Raw genomic sequence first — 17,286 nt, forward strand, 5'->3', positions numbered from 1 at the left:
GTGTGCGCATCGTGAAAGACACGCCGTGGGTGCGAAGGCCTTTTTGCATGTGATGCATCTTATTGGCCGGGCGCAAGGGGCAATCGGACGAATAACCGGGAAAGGGGGCTTCTATTCAACGTTTGCGCGAAAGGGGTGCTCACTAGAATGCAAGGCGTACCGAGGCATTCGATGGAGACCCGCGATGGACCAGCCCACCAACACCTTGCCGCAGCGTGCGGGCGGCACGACGAGGCGTCGCGTGGGTGGTGCGGGGGCCGATGAGCATGTCGATGGTTCGGAGGGTGTGCTCGCGCAACCGCTGCCGCGCTCTATCTCGCGGTGCGTTGCGCGTTGCCTGACGCGGGTGGTGATCAACGTCGCCGTATGGGTTGCGGGCGGCATCGTGTTGCTGCCGGCTACGACCAAGGCGCAGGATGCGGCTGGCCCGATCGTGATTCCGGGGCCCGCCGAGAACAACCCCGCCGCGCTGAACGATCTGGCGCAACGGATTCAGACGCCGGCGCAGCGCGGCGCGTCGGCGGCTTCGCTCGCGGCGGCGACCGCGCAGTCGCTCGGCCGCGCACCCGCGTCGCGCGACACCGATACGTTCGGGCGTGCGGCGAGCGCTAGCGGCGCGATCGTCATTCCGGGCGCGGGCGAGCCCGCAGCCGCCGCGCCGGCCATCATTCGCACCAACTTCAAACCGGACGCCAACGGCGTCGTGACGATTCCTCCGGCTGCCAGCACGGGAGCGTCGGGCGTCGCGCGCGTGAATGTCGAAGCGGGCCCGGCCGCCGGCGCCGCGAATTCGCGCGCGGTCGCCGCCAATGCGCCGCAAGGCGATGGCTTCGACAGTCTCGCGGCACGCGGCGAGCCGCCCGAGTTCGGCGCGAATGGCAAGCCGCTCGCGGCCGCTGTCGGCCAGCCGGCGCGTCTGCCAAGTGTGAAAGCGCCCGCGACGTCGCCCGGCGCGCGCCAACCAGCCGCCAACACGTCCACCGCCATTGCACAGAGAACGCCGCAGACCGCTGCCGCACCCGCGCCGCTGCCAGGCCAGCAGGACCCGGAAGCGATTCATGCAGCCGCGCTCGCGTTCCTGAAACAGCAGGCCGTCGGCCTGCCCGGCAAGGTCGACATCACGGTCGCGTCCGCGTTTGCGCGCGGCCTCGCAGCGTGCACGTCGCTCGAACCGTTCATGCCGAGCGGCGGGCGCTTGTGGGGGCGGCTCACCGTCGGCGTGCGCTGCGCAGGCGAGCGGCCGTGGACCATTTATCTGCAGGCGCACATCTCGCTGCATGCAACCTACTACCTCGCCGCCCGCGCGATGGCGCCGGGCGAAGTGCTCACGGCCGCCGACCTCGTCGCGCGCGAAGGCGACCTGACCGGCCTGCCGCAGGCGATCGTCACCGACCCGTCGCAGGCGGTCGGATCGGTCTCGCTGGTGCGGATCCCGGGCGGCATGCCGCTGCGCCGCGACATGCTGAAGAGCGCGTCGGCGGTGGTGTTCGGCCAGACCGTACGGGTCGTCGCAGCCGGCGACGGTTTCTCGATTTCGTCCGAGGGCAGCGCGATGAACAACGCGTCGCCGGGTCAGCAGGTGCGCGTGAAAACCGCAAATGGCCAGATCATCTCCGGCATCGTCAAGGACGGCGGCACGGTCGAGATCCAGATGTGAGCGGACTGGTGGCAACGAGCACCGTCGCAGCTGCTGGCGCCGCGGTGGCCGGAGCAGACAGACGGGTATTGAAAGGGGCAGATGGCCGCCTGCCGGCGGGCCGGGGGTCGAGCGATTGCGCTAAAGTTTTGATCAGCAGTTGCCGTTATCAGGATCAAATCGTAAGGGAAGCCAATCGTGAAAGTCGATCCCACCACCTCTTCGAATCTGCCGTCGTTGAAAGACGCTTTGTCCCGTTCACAGCAGAGCGGCGAAGCCACGCCGGCAACCAGCGCCACGCAGGGCGCGACGGGCACGGCCGCGCGAGCCGCGAGCAGCGCGTCGGGCGACACGAGCGTCAACCTGTCGGGTCTGTCGCAGCATCTGCGCAGCCTCGCGGCGTCCGGCTCGGCCGACATCGACACCGCGCACGTCGAGTCGATCAAGCAGGCGATCAAGGACGGCACGCTGCAGATCGACTCCGGCAAGATCGCCGACGGCGTACTGCAGACGGCGCGCGATCTGTTGCAGAACAAAACCTCGTCGACCGGCAACTGATCGGCATTGCGCCGCGCGGTGATCTGCCGGGCGGCGTTCGACCAACGCGGTTCGCGCGTCGTTCGCGAGCCGGTGTGCGTAGCGAGTTGTTGACATGAAAGACGCCCTGGTTGCTACCCTGATCGAAGAATATTCGACCGTCGAAGCGTTCGCCTCGATCCTCACTCTCGAAACCAAAGCACTGACGGCGGTCTCGCCAATGGAGCAGTTGCCAGCGATCGTCGAGAAGAAAACCGAACTGATCGGCGTGCTCGCGAGGCTCGAAGCCGCGCGCGACGCACACCTGACCGAACTCGGCTTTCCGACCGGCTGGTCCGGCATGGAACTCGCGGCGAGCACCGACGCGCGCATCGCGACGCAATGGAAGCTGCTGCAGAAAGCCGCGGATCGCGCTCGGCGCGTCAACACCAACAACGGCGAGCTGATCCGCGTGCGGATGGACTACAACCAGCGCGCGCTAAAAGCGCTGCAAGTCAACGTGCCGCGCAAGACGAATCTGTATGGGCCGGATGGACGAGTTCCGGCTTATTCGGGACTTTGATCGGCCCGCCTGTCCGGCCCGCAATCGGGCAATATCCGAAATGAATTAAAAGGCCCGTCGATGACGGGCCTTTTGATTTTTCGCCACCGCTTTTTCACCCACTTTCCTCCGCATTCCACGCCGCGTTAGCCGTTCGGCTAGCTGGCGCCAATCGACCTCATCACGTTGAAATGATGACTTCGTTCGAGGTTTCTCAGACGCCGCGGCTTCGAGGGGGGCCGAGCATCGACGGGCGAAATCTTGTCTGCCAGTGATTTTGTGTAGGTGTGTGTATAATGGAGGGTATGAACAGTGCCGAGGTCGTCAAATTGATTCAAGCAAATGGCTGGCAGCTCGTCCGCATAGCGGGCAGTCATCATCATTTCAGGCACGCGGGAAAGCGGGGGCTCGTCACCGTCCCCCATCCGAAACAAGATTTGCCGGCCGGCACTCTGAACAGCATTCTGAAACAGGCGGGGCTCAAATGAAGCATCTGATCTTTCCGATCGCCATCGAACCCGGAGACAACACGCACGCGTTCGGCGTCGTGGTGCCCGATATCCCGGGCTGCTACTCCGCGGGCGACACGCTCGAACAAGCGTATGTGAACGCGAAAGAGGCGATCGAATCGCATCTCGAAACCTTGCTCGACGAAGGCTTGCCGCTGCCCGAGCCGCTCACGCTCGGCGAGCATCGGCGCAATCCCGAGTTCGAGGGGTTCACATGGGGGTTCGTGACAACGCGCAATATTCCGGCGTTGAAGAAGGCGGTTCGCATCAATATCTCGTTGCCCGAGGTGCTGGTGCAGGAGATCGACGCGTATGCGCAGGCGCGCGGCATGTCGCGCTCGGCGTTTCTCGCGCTCGCCGCCGAGCATGAGATGGCGGACGCTTGAGCAACGGTGGGCGGCACCGGCGTGCATCGGCATCGCCGCACCGCCGCTTCTGAACGGCAGCGCTTGAAGATCGCCGGCCTGCCCCGCGGTCGCGTCAGTTCGTTTCGGCGTTCGCCCAGGCCATTTCGCGCAACCGGGCGCGCAGGCGTGCCACCGCCTGGCTGTGCAACTGGCATACGCGCGATTCGCTGACTTCCATCACCGCGCCGATCTCGCGCAGATTCATGCCGCGCTCGTAGTACAGCGACATCAGCAGCTTCTCACGCTCCGGCAAGCGGTCGATCGCTTCGATGAGCGCCGAGCGCAAGCTGTCGTCGAGCAGCGCCGACAGCGGATCGGAATGATCGACGCAGTAGCGGTCCAGAAAAGGCTCGTCGTCGGCGGAGCGGTCGAAGTCTTCGTAGTAGATCAGCTGGCTGCCGTGCAGGTCCTGCAGCATCGACTGATATTCGTCGAGCGGCATCTGCAGGTGCTCGGCGACTTCCGCCTCGCTCGCCGAGCGGCCCAGGTTCTGCTCCACCTTGTGCACCGCGGATTCCACTTCGCGCGACGTGCGGCGCAGGCTGCGCGGCAACCAGTCGTTGCTGCGCAGCTCGTCGAGCATCGCGCCGCGAATCCGCTGGCTGGCATAGGTCTCGAACTGTGCGCCCTGGTCTTCCTTGTAGCGGCCGGCGGCATCCAGCAAGCCGATCATGCCGGCCTGGATCAGGTCGTCGAGATCGACGCTCGCCGGCATTTTTGCGACAAGCTGCAAGCCGAGTCGACGCACGAGCGGTGCGTATTTCGTCAGAACGTCGGCCTGAGAAATCTTTCCCTGAGCGTTGTACATCGTGCTCCCCTTATCCTTCGTGCACGCCTTTTAAGCGTGATGCGCGGACGGTTGGTCGGCGTGGTGCGCCGCTGTAACTGTCGCAGGCGCCCGCCAGGGCGTTTGCGACGACATCGCTGGCCGCATCGGCCAGTACTGCAATTCGGCGGCGAGATGGCGGAAGTCGCGCGCGGCCGGGGTCGACGGAAACGCATCGACCACACAGCGCGACAGCTCGAGCGCCCGCGCCATGCGCACGTCGGCCGCGATGCAGCCGGCGCATTCCAACGCGACGGTCAGGTAACGGCCGGCCACGCCGGCGAGCTTCGCGAACGCGGCTTGCGCGTCGTTGGCGCTTTGCACGTGATTGGCGAGCACGCGCAACTGCGCGATCGCGTGCGCGTAGTGCAATCGCTTGATGCACGCATAAGCGTCGGTGATCGCCTCGCCCGACATGCGCGCGACGATCATCACGTCGTGCGCCTGCTTCGCGAGCGGCGACAGATGCCCTTCGACGTCGAGCTGCGCGTCGATCAGCACGATGTCGGCCGAGCCGCCGAGCAGCGCGCTGAGTTCGGCCTCCGTGTGACCCTCGCGGTTGTTGCGCGACGCGGCCAGCACCGAAAAGCCGAGCGGGTGACGCGCGGCGGCGAAGTCAACCGGCGTGTCGCCGCGCATCACCGCCGCGAAGTTGCCCGCGCCGCGCAAGCCGCCAAGCATTGCGCTCACCGAGTTCTCACCGACGCATTCGTCGATCACCAGCACGTCCTTGCCCTGCTGCGCGAGCGCCGCGGCGAGGTTCACCGCCGCTGTCGTATTGCCGACGCGCGACGACGCACCCGCCAGCGCGATCACGCGCGCACCGCCGCGCGCGAGCAACCGCCGTAACCCTTCGGCTTGATCTGAACCGAACTTATCCAAAGCGAACCTCGTGCAGCTCGGCCGTCGAACGTGCGGAAAGCGAGGACAGCAAAGCAGGGATGTCGTCGTCGTGCGGCACGAACGGCGAGTTGTCGCGCGGAATGCAGAAGGTGCTCTTGATCAGGAATTTCTTCGTCGCGACGTACAGGTTCTCCGGCACCTTCTGTCCGGTCGATACGTAATGCACCGGCAGCTTGTAGCGGATCACCGTATCCAGCACGCCGCCGAGGTTGGTCGCTTCGTCGAGCTTGGTCAGGATGCAGCCGGCGAGCGGATGCTGGTCCGGCGCACGCTGATAAGCCTGCACGACTTCGTTCAGCGTGTCGCCGTGGCTCGTTGCGTTGAGCAGCAACAGACGCTGCACCGGCTGGCCGGCGCGGCTCAGCATCGCGATCTGCTCGGACACGAGGCGGTCGCGCTGGCTCATGCCGATCGTGTCGATCAGCACGATGTGCTTGTTGCGCAATTCAGAGAGCGCGAGTTGCAGATCGGCGCTGTCCTTCACCGCGTGCACGGAAACACCGAGAATCTTGCCGAAGATGCGCAGCTGTTCATGACCGCCGATGCGGTAGCTGTCGGTGGTCAGCAGCGCCACCTTGCTCGCGCCGAAGCGCATCACGCAGCGCGCGGCGAGCTTCGCGGTGGTGGTCGTCTTGCCGACGCCGGTCGGCCCCATCAGCGCGAACACGCCGCCGCGCTCCATCAGCGCGTCTTCGTTCTCCATCACCGGCAGGTTCGATTCGAGCACCGAGCGCACCCAGTCCATGCCGCCGTCCATCGTGTCGACGGCTTCGGGCATGTTGTCGACCAGCATCTGCACGAGCTGCGCGGAAAAGCCCGCGGCGAACAGATGCTTGGTGAGCGCGGCGCGTGCCGGACTGCGGCGCTGTCGATCGCCCCACATCAGACCCGCGAATTGCTCTTCCATCATGTCGCGCATCGACGACAGCTCGTTCATCACGGTGTCCCGGACGACCTGCTCCATGCGCCCCTTGATCGCTTCGGCGACGGCGGCCGGCGTGCGGCCCTCGTCGCTAGGGGACGCCGGCGCGATCTTCTGCGCGCTGCGGCGCGCGGCGACTTCGGCCGCTTCGCGCGCCCAGTCGGGCGTGTCGATCACCGGCCGCGCGTCGACCGCGTTGCCGAGGCCTTTGGCGGTCGCGACGGCGGGCGTCATCGCGGCGGGACGTGCGCTGTATTGGCCGTCCTGTTGCTGCTGCTCGGCCGCGATGCGGCGCGCGTGATCGATCAGCCACGGATTCGATTCGGCCATCGTGCGCGGCGCGGCGGCCTCGCTCGCTGCGACGGCCGGCGGTACCGGCACGCCGGCGGCCTTCAGCAGATCCGCGCGGATGTCTTTCGACAGGCGCGTGGATGCGGCGCGGGCGCTCGCGCCGGAAGGCGCGGCGGCAGCGGGCTGGCTCGCGACGGGCGCGGCGCTCGTCGCGATGGCCGCGGACGCGCCGCTCGCGCCCAGCATCGCCGGGCCAACTGACGAACCGGCGGGTAACGAGGCCGGCGCTGCTTCAGTCGCGGACAGCATGTCGGCCGCCTGGCCGACTGCGGAATTGAGCGCAGAATTGAGCGCCGTCCTGTTCGCCGGGCCGCCCATCGAATCCGCGGCTGCCTTCGCAGGCTCGATCGCCGGCATCGCTTCGGCACCCGCTTCCGGGCTCGCGCCGAACACCGACGAAAACACGTCCGGCATGGCACTCGCATACGGATTCATCGGCGCCGCGGACAAGCCTCGCGGGGCCGCCGTCGATGCCGCGCCTTCGCGCGCCTTCGGCGTGATCGCGGCCAGATCGCTATCGGCGAGCGCGACGATTTCGACGCTGCCGTCGTCCATCGTCCGATTCGACAGCACGACCGCATCGGCGCCCAGTGCTTCGCGAACGAGACGCAACGCATCGCGACTGGTAGCACCGACAAATTTACGAATGTTCAAGCTGGACCCCCGATGAGGTATACGGACTGACGGACCGGCAATACACCGCTTCCCATTGCGATCAATTATTGCGAAACGCGTCGGGCGACGATCGATGGATAAAGACCGTTAAAGGCGGGCAATTCGCGCGATGGACACACGGCAGGCATACCGCCTGCGGAGGCCCGCAAAGGCGTTTTTACCGATCCAACGACAGACGGAATCGCAAGCGCAAACAAAAACCGGCGCCCCACTGGAGCGCCGGTTTGCGTCGTATCGACAGTCACGAGCGAGCGGCCTGTATCAGCCGTGCGCGCCGATCAGGTTCACCACCTTGACGTTGCGCGTATCGGGCACTTCCGCATACGACAGCACCTTCAGCTGCGGCAGGCTGCGGCGCAGGAAGCGCGCGAGCATCGGCCGCAGTGCGTGCTGCACGAGCAGCACCGGCGCGAGGCCGAGGTTTTGCTGACGCATCATCGCCTTCTGCGTTTCACTGAGCAGCGTGTTCGCGAGACCCGGTTCGAGACCCGGGTTCGGTCCGGTCGAGAGCGCCTGCGACAGCACCCGTTCGAGGTTCGCGTCGAGGCCCATCACCTGCATGTCGGCGGTGCCGGGGAACCACTGCTGCGTGATCGCGCGACCCAGCGCGAGCCGCACCGCGGCGGTCAGCTCGTGCGGGTCGGTGATCTTGGTCGCGTGCTCGGCGAGCGCTTCGAGGATCGTGCGCATGTCGCGGATCGGCACGCCTTCTTCGAGCAGGTTCTGCAGCACCTTTTGCAGCGTGGTGAGCGGCAGCATCTTCGGCACCAGATCGTCGACCAGCGACGCCGTGTCCTTCTGCATCCGCTCGACCAACGACTGCACCTCGCGGCGGCCGAGCAGCTCCGACGCATGCGTGACGACGAGGTGATTCAGGTGGGTCGCGACCACCGTGCTCGAATCGACGACCGTGTAGCCGTACACCTGCGCCTGCTCGCGCAGGTTCGTATCGATCCAGATCGCGGGCAGGCCGAACGCCGGGTCCTGGGTCGGCGTGCCCGGCAGCGCGGCCGACACCTGACCCGGGTTGATCGCGAGCCACTGGCCCGGGTACGCCTCACCCGAACCGACCTCGACGCCCTTCAACGCGATCCGATAACCGTTCGGCCGCAATTCGAGGTTGTCGCGGATATGAATGACCGGCGGCAAGAAGCCGATTTCCTGCGCGAACTTCTTGCGGATGCTCTTGATCCGCTTGAGCAGCTCGCCGTCCGAATTCTTGTCGACGAGCGGAATCAGCCGGTAGCCGACTTCGAGGCCGAGCGTGTCGATCATCGTCACGTCGTCCCAGCTCGCCTCGGCGTTTTCGACCGGCGCGAGCGCGGCCGGCGCGACGTCGACGAGCGCCGGCGCGTTCTTGCGCTCCTCGTTGCGCTTCTTCATCGTGCGGCCGAGCTGGATCAGGCCGCCGCCCAGAATCAGGAAAGCGAAGTGCGGCATGCCCGGGATCAGGCCCATCAGCACGAGAATGCAGCCCGTGATCATCAGCACGCGCGGGTTCGTGAACAGCTGCCCCGTCAGCTGCGTGCCGATATCTTCGTTGGTCGCGACGCGCGACACGATCACGCCGGCCGCCGTCGAAATCACCAGCGACGGAATCTGCGCGACGAGGCCGTCGCCGATCGTCAGCAGCGTGTAGTTCTTGCCCGCCGCGGCAAAACTCATGTCGTGCTGGACCATCCCGACGATCAGCCCGCCGATGATGTTGATCACCATGATCAGCAGACCGGCGATCGCATCGCCGCGCACGAACTTGCTCGCACCGTCCATCGAGCCGTAGAACTCGGCTTCCTGCGAGATTTCCGTGCGACGCTTACGCGCCTGCTCTTCGTTGATGAGGCCGGCGTTCAGATCGGCGTCGATCGCCATCTGCTTGCCGGGCATCGCGTCGAGCGTGAAGCGCGCGGACACTTCGGCGATCCGGCCCGCGCCCTTGGTGATCACCATGAAGTTGATCACCATCAGGATCACGAACACGACGATACCGACCGCGAAGTTGCCGCCGACGAGGAAGTGGCCGAACGACTCGATCACCTGGCCGGCCGCATCGGGGCCGGTATGGCCTTCGAGCAGCACGACCCGCGTCGAGGCGACGTTCAGCGACAGCCGCAGCAGCGTCGAGAACAACAGCACGCTCGGGAACGCGGCGAAGTCGAGCGGCTTCATCGTGTACATGCTGACGAGCAGCACCATCACCGACAGCGCGATGTTGAACGTGAACAGCAGATCCAGCAGGAACGGCGGCAACGGCAGAATCATCATGCCGAGGATCATGCAGATCAGCACCGGCCCGGCGAGGGCGCGCAGGTTGGTGCTGCTCAGCGCATCCGGCCGTCGGGCGAGGAAACCGGCGCGAGCGTTCATGCGGAGGCTCCGTTGTTGTCGCCGCTAGTGGCGTCGTTGGCGTGGTCGGCGGTCGGGTTCAGCGTGTCGGCGGCTTCTTCGGCGGCGTCCTGGTCCGACACGCCGCCCTTGTCGAGTTCCGGCGGCACGTCCAGTTCGGTCGGCGCGAGCGGCACGTCGCCGCCTTCGGCCTTGAAGCGGCGCAACTGATAGACCCACGCGAGCACTTCGGCGACCGCGCCATAGAGCGGCCCCGGAATCTCGCGATTCAGATCGACGTTGTGATAAAGCGCCCGCGCGAGCGGTGGCGCTTCGAGCAGCGGCACGTTGTTTTCGGTGGCGATTTCGCGAATCCGCGCGGCCACGAGGTTCACGCCCTTGGCGACCACCTTCGGCGCGCGCATCTCGCCGTCCGTGTATTGCAGCGCGACCGCGAAGTGCGTCGGGTTCGTGACGACCACGTCGGCCTTCGGCACTTGCGCCATCATGCGGCGCCGCGCGATCGCGCGCTGCTGCTGGCGAATCTTGCCCTTGATGTGCGGATCGCCTTCGCTCTCGCGATGCTCGCGCTTCACTTCTTCCTTCGTCATGCGCAGCTTCTTGTGGAACGACCACAGCTGATACGGGACGTCGAGCGCGGCCACCGCGAACATGCCGGCCACCGTCATGCCGCAGCACACCGCGATCAGATGCATGGAGTTGGCGAGTGCGACTTCGAGCGGCTGCGTCGCGAGCGCGAGGAATTGCTCGTGGCGATTCCAGATCGCCGTGCCGCCGATCAGACCCACCACCAGCGTCTTCGCGAGCGACATGCCGAGCTGGATCGGTCCGTTGATCGAAAACATCCGGCCGAAGCCCTCGATCGGGTTCAGCCGGTTGAACTTGGGCTCGAGCCCTTTCGCCGACAGCTGCCAGCCGCCCAGCGCCATCGGTGCGAGCAGCGCGGCCAGTCCGGTGACGCCGAGCACTGGCAAGAGCGCATACAGTCCTTCGCGACCGGCCGTGCCCGCGCCGATCAGCATGCGGTTCGTGTCGAACACGCTCGCGTGGTTGAACATCAGCGACGCACGCACCATGTTCTGCAGATGGTCGCCGATGTTGCCCGACATGCCCCATACACCGTAGAACCCGGCCGCGAGCAGCGCGAAGGTCGACAGTTCCCGCGAACGTACGATCTGCCCCTCCTCGCGCGCCTTCTGCAGGCGCCGAGGGGTGGCGGATTCGGTTTTTTCGAGGTCGCTGTCCTCTGCCACATAGCTCTCCAGTCGGCCGAGGCACGGCGCCTCTTTCCAGTGAGAGCGATTATTCCTGCTCGACGCAAGCGCCGATCGGCGGATAAAGAAGGAGAAACGGGGGTATTTCGACGGATGACCGGACGGCTCGCGCGTGTCTCACGCGCGCCGTCCGGCATCGGATAGACGTGCGGCTTTAGTAGCCGACGAATGGGGAAGGACCGCCGCTCGCGGTCTGATCGAGGTGGTAGTACACATGGCGGCCGTAGAAGAACGGCAGACCAAGGTCGAAGCTGGCGTTGCCGCCGATCTGACCGGCGAGGTTGTTGAACGCGAAGTTGCTGCCGTTCGCGAACAGCGTCTGCGCATTCAGAATGCCGATGCTCGCGACCGCCGACACCTTGTTCAATCCCACCAGCGTGACCGTGCGGGTTTGCGCCGACGACGGGCAATAGAAGCCCGCGAACTGGCTGCCGCACAGCGCGATCGAGCTATCGGTGAAGAAATAGCCGTTCGAGCCGGAATCGAGGAACGCCTGGACCGTCGCGCCGTTGAAGGTGCTGTTGTTGAGGTCGCCGAACGGGTCGGTCGTGAAGACCTGCGCAGCGGCGAGCGGGTTGTTCCCCTGCGTGCCGATGCCGAACACCAGCGTGCCGGTCGCCGACGCCTGCCCGAAGTCCGACACGGGTGCCATCTGTACGATCACACCGTTGTTGTCGAGCGGGAAGTTCGCGACCGGGTTGGCCACCTGTTGGTTGAGCGGCACCGCGGTGCGGCTGCACGACGTGCCGTTCGGGCAGGCGAAGTAGTTGCTGTAGGTCACCGCGGTCACCGGGTTCGCACAGGTCGCGCCGCAATCGGTCGGCGCGGTGCCGACGCCGAGAATGCCGTTGGCGCCCAGATCGCTGACCGTGTTTTGGGGCGAACCGCTGCCGCAGCCGCGCGTGGGTACCGTGCTGGTGGGCTTGTCGCCGATGATCTGCAGCGGAATAGCGCCGGTCGTCGTTTCACCGCCGATCGTCACGAGCGCGGTGCGCACCGAGCCCCACGTGAAGCCGTCCGCGAACGTCGCGCACTCGGCGAGCTGCGCGCCGTTGCCGCCGATCGTGCTGACCGGCAGCGCGCCGAGCAGCGTCGAATTGAGTACCGAGCTGACCACGCGCAAGCCGAACGAGCCGGTATCGAGCTGAATGTTGTTGATGGTCTGGCAGTTGGCGGTCGAGCCCGGCGCGCAGATCGTCACGCTGACGGTCGGGATGTTGATGACACCGGCCGCGCCCCGGCCGACCGTGATCGGCACCGTGTTCGACGCGTTCGCGGAAATCGGCTGCTGGGTCGGGCTGGGCGGCAGCGAACCGCCGTTCAGTCCGTTCGACGTGCCGCCGCCATTGTTCGAGTTGTCATCGCTACCGCCACCTCCTCCGCAGGCAACGAGCGTCGCCGTCAGCAGCACGGCAAGGGCGGCCTGCATCCAGCCTTTCAGATTCGCGGTCGTGAGCATGATTCGCATCGTCGTCCTCGCCGTTACTGGATGTCGGAGCCGCTGACGCCGGCCGGTAGCGCTGACGGCAGCCACGCGACGCCGCTGAACGCGCCCATATGGCCGCCCGAATGGACCACGATGTCGCTGTCGTTCACGGCGACCGGCCCCCGCGCGTTGCCGCGCGCGGCCCGAGCGGCCTTCACGCCGGCCACGTACTGCGGGAAATAACTGCCGAGCAGATCATTGAGATCGGGCATTTGCGGACCACGCCACGCAATGCCGAATACCGCGCCACTCGTGCTCAGATATTCGCGCACCACGGTGCCGTTGCCAAACGTGGTCTCGCGTACCGTGTAGGAAGCAGGTGTGGAAGAGGTGGACGATGCCCCGCTCGCTTGGGAACGCATCACACTTTGCGATGATCCGCTGGAGGGCTGCACCACGCGGGACGACACCGACGCGTCGGACGGTGGGGTAAGCGGCGCGCTGCCCAGCGCCGCATGGGCTGACTGCGCGGCCGTCAGGGCCAGTAACGAACATGGCAACACGAGCGCCGTAACTCCGGCGCGACGAATACGACTCCACATGAGAAGCTCCTCCCGGGCCGCGGTGCGCTTCGCCGGTTACGCGAAGCGGCCGCTTATAGGCAGATGATACGGCGCCACCGTGGCCGCAATGCCGAGGGATCCCCTCACCACGCGACTGCCCGGCGTTGCGCGGGCCGGGTGCCGTACCGCTTTGACCTCGTAGTATGCCTGCGGATTCTTTCAGCCGGCGCAAGGTGCGCCCGCACGTGCGATTTACCGGCTATTACTAGCAGGAAATCGTAAAGAAGATGTGGAGTCGGTGCCGATTGACCGCGTGTTTGGCATAAATCGCGGAGAAAGCACCAGCCCGGCGCGCTTGCCGGGCCGAATCGTTTGCTCAGAAACCGAGGCTCGCAAGCAGATCGTCGACCTGCGACTGATCCTGGACCACATCGGTCTTGCCTTCCGGATTGATCTGCGGACCGTTGAGCAGATGCTCGGGGCTGCCCGTCGACGACACCTCGGCCTTCAGAGCCGCCGCGTGCGCCGCGAACTGCTCGCGCCGTTCGAGCGCGATGTTTTCGACCAGCACGCCGAGCAGCTGCTGCTCGATCAGATAGACGACCTCGGTGATCTTCTTGATCACCTGGCCGGTCAGATCCTGGAAGTCCTGCGCGAGCATGATCTCCATCAGCTGCGAGTTGGTCGCGCTGGTCGAGTCGGGCACGCCGCGCAGGAAGGTGCGCGTGTCGTTCATCAGCGCGCGCACTTCCTCGCGTTCGATCGGCGCCGCGTACCACTGCTCCCAGCGCGCGTCGAGCGTGCACGCGTCTTTCTGCAACTGCTCCTGGATCGGCTTCGCGATGTCGATCGCCGACAGCACGCGCTCGGCGGCCTGCTCGGTCATGTTGGCGATGTACTTCAGCCGGTCGCGCGCATCGGGCACGGCTTCGGCCGCGCGCTCGACGTGCTTGTCGAGCCCGAGCTCGCGCATCGAATCGCGCAACGTGCGCGTCAGTTGACCGATACGGGCAAGGATGCGGTCCGACGCGAAGTCGCCGCTATCGCTGCCCGCTTCGGCGCCAGGCGTTTGGGTCGGCGGCGTCACGTCAGCTCCCGGCTTTCGCCATCTTCTCGAGGATCTTGTTGAGCTTCTCGTCGAGCGTCGCGGCCGTGAACGGCTTGACGACGTAACCGCTCGCGCCGGCCTGCGCCGCCGCGATGATGTTTTCCTTCTTCGACTCGGCCGTCACCATCAGCACCGGCAGATGCGCGAGGCTCGCGTCGGCGCGAATTTCCTTCAGCATCGCGAGGCCGTCGAGGTTCGGCATGTTCCAGTCCGAGATCACGAACTCGTAGTTGCCGCTGCGCAGACGCGCGAGACCGGCCGCGCCGTCTTCCGCCTCGTCGACGTTCGAGTAGCCCAGTTCCTTCAGCAGGTTGCGGACGATCCGGCGCATCGTCGGAAAATCGTCAACCACCAGAATCTTCATTCCCTTATCCATTTCTTTCCCTTTGCTTGATCCATGTTGCGGCGTTGAACCGCGTCATTCCATCCGGCACGCATCATACCCGCTGAACGCGGTCACCCATCGACGACAAACGCGCCATCACGCGCCGGCTCATGTCCGGCAGCGAGGCGATTTCGTCGGCCGCACCGAGCGCGATCGCCTCGCGCGGCATGCCGAACACGATGCAGCTCGCCTCGTCCTGCGCCAGCGTGTAGGCACCCGCCTTTCTCATCTCCAGCAGACCGGCCGCGCCGTCGCGCCCCATGCCGGTCAGAATCACGCCGACCGCGTTCTTGCCCGCGTGCTGCGCGGCCGAGCGGAACAGCACATCGACCGACGGACGATGCCGGTTCACCGGCGGGTCGTCGGACAGATGCGCAATATAGTTCGCACCGCTCCTCGCGAGCAACAGATGCGCGTGGCCCGGCGCGATGTATGCGTGCCCCGGCAGCACCCGCTCGCCGTGCTCTGCTTCTTTAACGGTAATCCGGCACAAACCATTGAGGCGTTGCGCAAAAGATTTCGTAAAGCCCGGCGGCATGTGCTGCGCGATAAGCACCGCGGGCGCATCGGGCGGCAGCGGCACCAGCACTTCGCGAATCGCCTCGGTGCCGCCCGTTGACGCACCGACGATGACCAGCTTCTCGGTACTCAGCAGCGGGTTGTTGAAAAGCGGCGCGGAGCCGACCGGCGCGTGCGCCGCCTGGGTGGCCTGCTGCGCGGGCGCCGCCTGGCGCACGCGCGCGCGGGCCGCCGCGCGAACCTTGTCGGCGAGCTTTTCCGCGTAGTCCAGCATGCCGTCGCGAATGCCGACCTTCGGCTTGGTCACGAAATCGACCGCGCCGAGTTCGAGCGCGCGCAGCGTGATTTCGTTGCCGCGCTCGGTCAGCGACGACACCATCACGACCGGCATCGGCCGCAGACGCATCAGCTTCTCGAGAAAATCGAGGCCGTCCATGCGCGGCATTTCGACGTCGAGCGTCAGCACGTCCGGGTTGTGCTGCTTGATGAGCTCGCGCGCGACGAGCGGATCGGGCGCCGTCGCCACCACCGTCATGTCCGGCTGGCCATTGATGATCTCGGTCATCAGGCTGCGGATCAGCGCCGAATCGTCGACGCACAATACCTTGATCTTTTGCACAGCGCTCACGCCTCCTCTGTGGTTCTGGCGTTGTTGGAATAAGTCGGGCGCGGGCTCGCGCCGAACAGTTCGATTTTCGGCCGCGCGGCGGCCGGCTTCGCGAACAGCTCGACCCGGCTGCGCGCCGCGGCGAGCCGCTCGGCGCGCGCTTCGGCGCTCTGCCGCACGAGCGCCTGTTCGCGCTCGGCGACGCCCGCTTCCTGTTGCAAGCGCAATTTCTTCACCATCACCTGACCGGTGCGCGGCATGAACGCGACCTTGCGCGGATGCGAGCCCTGCAGGTCCTCGGCGACGATGCGGATCTTTTCGGTGGCCAGATAGCGGCGCACGAACTCCGAGTTGCGGTCGCCGATGTTCATCGTCGTCATACCCGCGAGCACCGCGCCGCCGCCGAACACCTTGGCCTCGAAGCGCTCGCGCCGGCCGCCCGCCTTGATCAGTTCGTTGATCAGCACTTCCATCGCGTACGCGCCGTAGCGCATCGAGTCCGACGCGGCCTGCGCGACGTCCGCGCCGTCGTCCGGCAGCATGAAGTGATTCATGCCGCCGATGCCCGCGGTGCGGTCCTGGATGCAGGCCGCGACGCACGAGCCGAGTACGGTCACGAGCACCATGTCTTCGCTCGTCGTGTAGAACTCGTTGGGCAACAGCTTCACGCCGGGGCGCTGGAAGTGGTTGTCGTAGTACAGGTTGGTAGCGATCGGCAGCGTGCTGCTCATGCGGCCACCCCGCTCGCCTGATGTGCGTCATGCGCGTTCGCGCGCGACGGCGCGCGCGCGCCGCTGGTGTCGCGCGTCAGTTCATAGACGGTCTGGCCGCGCAGTCGAAACGCCTGCGTCACGTACGTGAAGTTCTCCGAATGACCGGCGAACAGCAGGCCGCCCGGCTTCACCAGCGGCTCGAAGCGCGCCAGCACCTGCGCCTGCGTCGGCTTGTCGAAATAGATCATCACGTTGCGGCAGAAGATCGCGTCGAACTGCGTGCGCAACTGGTAATCGCGATCGGTCAGGTTCAGTTGCTCGAAGCGCACGAGCGCGCGCACTTCGGGACGCACCTTGACCATCCCCGCATGCGCACCCGTGCCCTTCAGGAAGAAGCGCTTCAGGCGCTCGGGGGACAGGTGCTTGACCTGATCGAACTGGTAGACGCCGGCCTCGGCCTTCGCGAGCACCTGGGTGTCGATGTCGGTCGCGAGCACCGACGCCTGGCGCGCGCCGGTCTCGCCGAGCGCCTCGATCAGCGTCATCGCGATCGAGTACGGCTCCTCGCCGGTCGATGCCGCCGAGCACCACACGGACACCGGTTGCGACCGGCGCGGCACGAACTCGGCGAGGATCGGAAAGTGATGGGCTTCGCGGAAGAACGCGGTCAGGTTGGTGGTCAGCGCATTGGTGAACGCTTCCCACTCGGCCGGATCGTTTTCCGCTTCGAGCAGATCGAGATACTGGCGGAACGTATCGATGCCGCGCGCCCGCAAGCGTCGCGCGAGGCGGCTATACGCCATGTCGCGCTTGTGGTCCGACAGCGAGATGCCCGCCACGCGATGAATCAGATCGCGGATGCGGGCGAAATCCGCCGCCGTGAATTCGAAATCGCGTCCCGTCTCGACGGACCTGGCCGGCTCGATGCCGTCAGGTGCCGCCCGCACGGGGCGTTGTGTTGCGCGCGTTGCCATCATCAAAATTCCTGTCTGCGATATGAGCCATCACGCTCGCCGCCCAGCCGGACTGGCTGGGAGGTAG

17 protein-coding genes are annotated in these 17,286 nt (G+C 66.0%); 5 read left to right on the forward strand and 12 right to left on the reverse strand.

Going from position 1 to position 17,286, the window contains the following annotated elements:
• Nucleotides 1-184: 184 nt before the first annotated feature.
• The 5 genes from flgA (at nt 185) to QFZ94_RS29680 (ending at nt 3,609) form a co-directional block, all read left to right on the forward strand.
• Nucleotides 185-1,657 carry a flagellar basal body P-ring formation chaperone FlgA gene (flgA, locus tag QFZ94_RS29660; RefSeq protein WP_429461254.1) on the forward strand — a complete coding sequence of 491 codons (1,473 nt, stop codon included), beginning with the start codon at nt 185-187 and terminating at the stop codon, nt 1,655-1,657.
• Nucleotides 1,658-1,834: 177 nt separating this feature from the next.
• On the forward strand, nt 1,835-2,194 hold the full coding sequence (flgM, locus tag QFZ94_RS29665; RefSeq protein WP_368585668.1) for a flagellar biosynthesis anti-sigma factor FlgM: 360 nt from the start codon (nt 1,835-1,837) through the stop codon (nt 2,192-2,194).
• 94 nt (nt 2,195-2,288) lie between these two features.
• On the forward strand, nt 2,289-2,735 hold the full coding sequence (locus QFZ94_RS29670) for a flagella synthesis protein FlgN (protein WP_368585667.1): 447 nt from the start codon (nt 2,289-2,291) through the stop codon (nt 2,733-2,735).
• 284 nt (nt 2,736-3,019) lie between these two features.
• On the forward strand, nt 3,020-3,202 hold the full coding sequence (locus tag QFZ94_RS29675) for a type II toxin-antitoxin system HicA family toxin (protein WP_429461257.1): 183 nt from the start codon (nt 3,020-3,022) through the stop codon (nt 3,200-3,202).
• Nucleotides 3,199-3,609 carry a type II toxin-antitoxin system HicB family antitoxin gene (locus QFZ94_RS29680; protein WP_013090887.1) on the forward strand — a complete coding sequence of 137 codons (411 nt, stop codon included), beginning with the start codon at nt 3,199-3,201 and terminating at the stop codon, nt 3,607-3,609. Before QFZ94_RS29675 ends, QFZ94_RS29680 begins: the two co-directional genes overlap by 4 nt.
• 94 nt (nt 3,610-3,703) lie before the next feature.
• Here QFZ94_RS29680 and QFZ94_RS29685 read toward each other — a convergent pair whose 3' ends face one another.
• The 12 genes from QFZ94_RS29685 to QFZ94_RS29740 all read right to left on the reverse strand — a co-directional run bounded on the left by QFZ94_RS29685 (nt 3,704) and on the right by QFZ94_RS29740 (nt 17,222).
• A complete protein-coding gene (locus tag QFZ94_RS29685; RefSeq protein WP_368585665.1) occupies nt 3,704-4,438 on the reverse strand; it encodes an RNA polymerase sigma factor FliA in 735 nt (244 codons plus the stop codon).
• 30 nt (nt 4,439-4,468) lie between these two features.
• A complete protein-coding gene (locus QFZ94_RS29690; protein ID WP_368585664.1) occupies nt 4,469-5,338 on the reverse strand; it encodes a MinD/ParA family ATP-binding protein in 870 nt (289 codons plus the stop codon).
• Nucleotides 5,331-7,286: a flagellar biosynthesis protein FlhF gene (flhF, locus tag QFZ94_RS29695; protein WP_429461260.1), complete on the reverse strand. Its 1,956-nt coding sequence runs from the start codon at nt 7,284-7,286 to the stop codon at nt 5,331-5,333. Before flhF ends, QFZ94_RS29690 begins: the two co-directional genes overlap by 8 nt.
• 282 nt (nt 7,287-7,568) lie before the next feature.
• Nucleotides 7,569-9,671, reverse strand: coding sequence for a flagellar biosynthesis protein FlhA (flhA, locus tag QFZ94_RS29700; protein ID WP_410852152.1), 2,103 nt, complete (start codon nt 9,669-9,671; stop codon nt 7,569-7,571).
• Entirely contained in the window at nt 9,668-10,903 is a 1,236-nt protein-coding gene (gene flhB, locus QFZ94_RS29705) for a flagellar biosynthesis protein FlhB (protein WP_429461262.1), read from the reverse strand. The genes flhA and flhB overlap by 4 nt, the downstream gene beginning before the upstream one ends.
• 175 nt (nt 10,904-11,078) lie before the next feature.
• Nucleotides 11,079-12,392, reverse strand: coding sequence for a DUF3443 domain-containing protein (locus tag QFZ94_RS29710; protein ID WP_429461264.1), 1,314 nt, complete (start codon nt 12,390-12,392; stop codon nt 11,079-11,081).
• Nucleotides 12,393-12,406: 14 nt separating this feature from the next.
• Entirely contained in the window at nt 12,407-12,952 is a 546-nt protein-coding gene (locus QFZ94_RS29715) for a DUF2844 domain-containing protein (RefSeq protein ID WP_368585659.1), read from the reverse strand.
• Nucleotides 12,953-13,289: 337 nt separating this feature from the next.
• On the reverse strand, nt 13,290-14,000 hold the full coding sequence (gene cheZ, locus QFZ94_RS29720) for a protein phosphatase CheZ (protein WP_176109974.1): 711 nt from the start codon (nt 13,998-14,000) through the stop codon (nt 13,290-13,292).
• Nucleotide 14,001: 1 nt separating this feature from the next.
• Nucleotides 14,002-14,397 (reverse strand): chemotaxis response regulator CheY, encoded by a 396-nt coding sequence (cheY, locus tag QFZ94_RS29725; protein ID WP_368585658.1) that lies wholly within the window; start codon nt 14,395-14,397, stop codon nt 14,002-14,004.
• A 61-nt stretch (nt 14,398-14,458) separates the two neighbouring features.
• Nucleotides 14,459-15,544, reverse strand: coding sequence for a protein-glutamate methylesterase/protein-glutamine glutaminase (locus tag QFZ94_RS29730; RefSeq protein ID WP_429461955.1), 1,086 nt, complete (start codon nt 15,542-15,544; stop codon nt 14,459-14,461).
• Between the two features lie 5 nt (nt 15,545-15,549).
• Nucleotides 15,550-16,263: a chemoreceptor glutamine deamidase CheD gene (cheD, locus tag QFZ94_RS29735; RefSeq protein ID WP_368585657.1), complete on the reverse strand. Its 714-nt coding sequence runs from the start codon at nt 16,261-16,263 to the stop codon at nt 15,550-15,552.
• Nucleotides 16,260-17,222, reverse strand: a complete 963-nt coding sequence (locus tag QFZ94_RS29740; protein ID WP_368585656.1) for a CheR family methyltransferase — start codon at nt 17,220-17,222, stop codon at nt 16,260-16,262. Before QFZ94_RS29740 ends, cheD begins: the two co-directional genes overlap by 4 nt.
• Nucleotides 17,223-17,286 lie beyond the last annotated feature (64 nt).

The sequence above is a fragment of the Paraburkholderia sp. JPY465 genome (assembly GCF_050436725.1).
GTDB classification, from domain to species: domain Bacteria; phylum Pseudomonadota; class Gammaproteobacteria; order Burkholderiales; family Burkholderiaceae; genus Paraburkholderia; species Paraburkholderia youngii.

What these genes read in the sequence shown, in the direction of transcription:
- QFZ94_RS29710 (WP_429461264.1), bottom strand. Translation starts at nt 12,392, where the DNA reads ATGCGAATCATGCTCACGACCGCGAATCTGAAAGGCTGGATGCAGGCC.
- QFZ94_RS29680 (WP_013090887.1), top strand. Translation starts at nt 3,199, where the DNA reads ATGAAGCATCTGATCTTTCCGATCGCCATCGAACCCGGAGACAACACG.
- QFZ94_RS29670 (WP_368585667.1), top strand. Translation starts at nt 2,289, where the DNA reads ATGAAAGACGCCCTGGTTGCTACCCTGATCGAAGAATATTCGACCGTC.
- QFZ94_RS29675 (WP_429461257.1), top strand. Translation starts at nt 3,020, where the DNA reads ATGAACAGTGCCGAGGTCGTCAAATTGATTCAAGCAAATGGCTGGCAG.
- QFZ94_RS29715 (WP_368585659.1), bottom strand. Translation starts at nt 12,952, where the DNA reads ATGTGGAGTCGTATTCGTCGCGCCGGAGTTACGGCGCTCGTGTTGCCA.
- cheD (WP_368585657.1), bottom strand. Translation starts at nt 16,263, where the DNA reads ATGAGCAGCACGCTGCCGATCGCTACCAACCTGTACTACGACAACCAC.
- flgA (WP_429461254.1), top strand. Translation starts at nt 185, where the DNA reads ATGGACCAGCCCACCAACACCTTGCCGCAGCGTGCGGGCGGCACGACG.
- QFZ94_RS29685 (WP_368585665.1), bottom strand. Translation starts at nt 4,438, where the DNA reads ATGTACAACGCTCAGGGAAAGATTTCTCAGGCCGACGTTCTGACGAAA.
- cheY (WP_368585658.1), bottom strand. Translation starts at nt 14,397, where the DNA reads ATGGATAAGGGAATGAAGATTCTGGTGGTTGACGATTTTCCGACGATG.
- QFZ94_RS29740 (WP_368585656.1), bottom strand. Translation starts at nt 17,222, where the DNA reads ATGATGGCAACGCGCGCAACACAACGCCCCGTGCGGGCGGCACCTGAC.
- flhA (WP_410852152.1), bottom strand. Translation starts at nt 9,671, where the DNA reads ATGAACGCTCGCGCCGGTTTCCTCGCCCGACGGCCGGATGCGCTGAGC.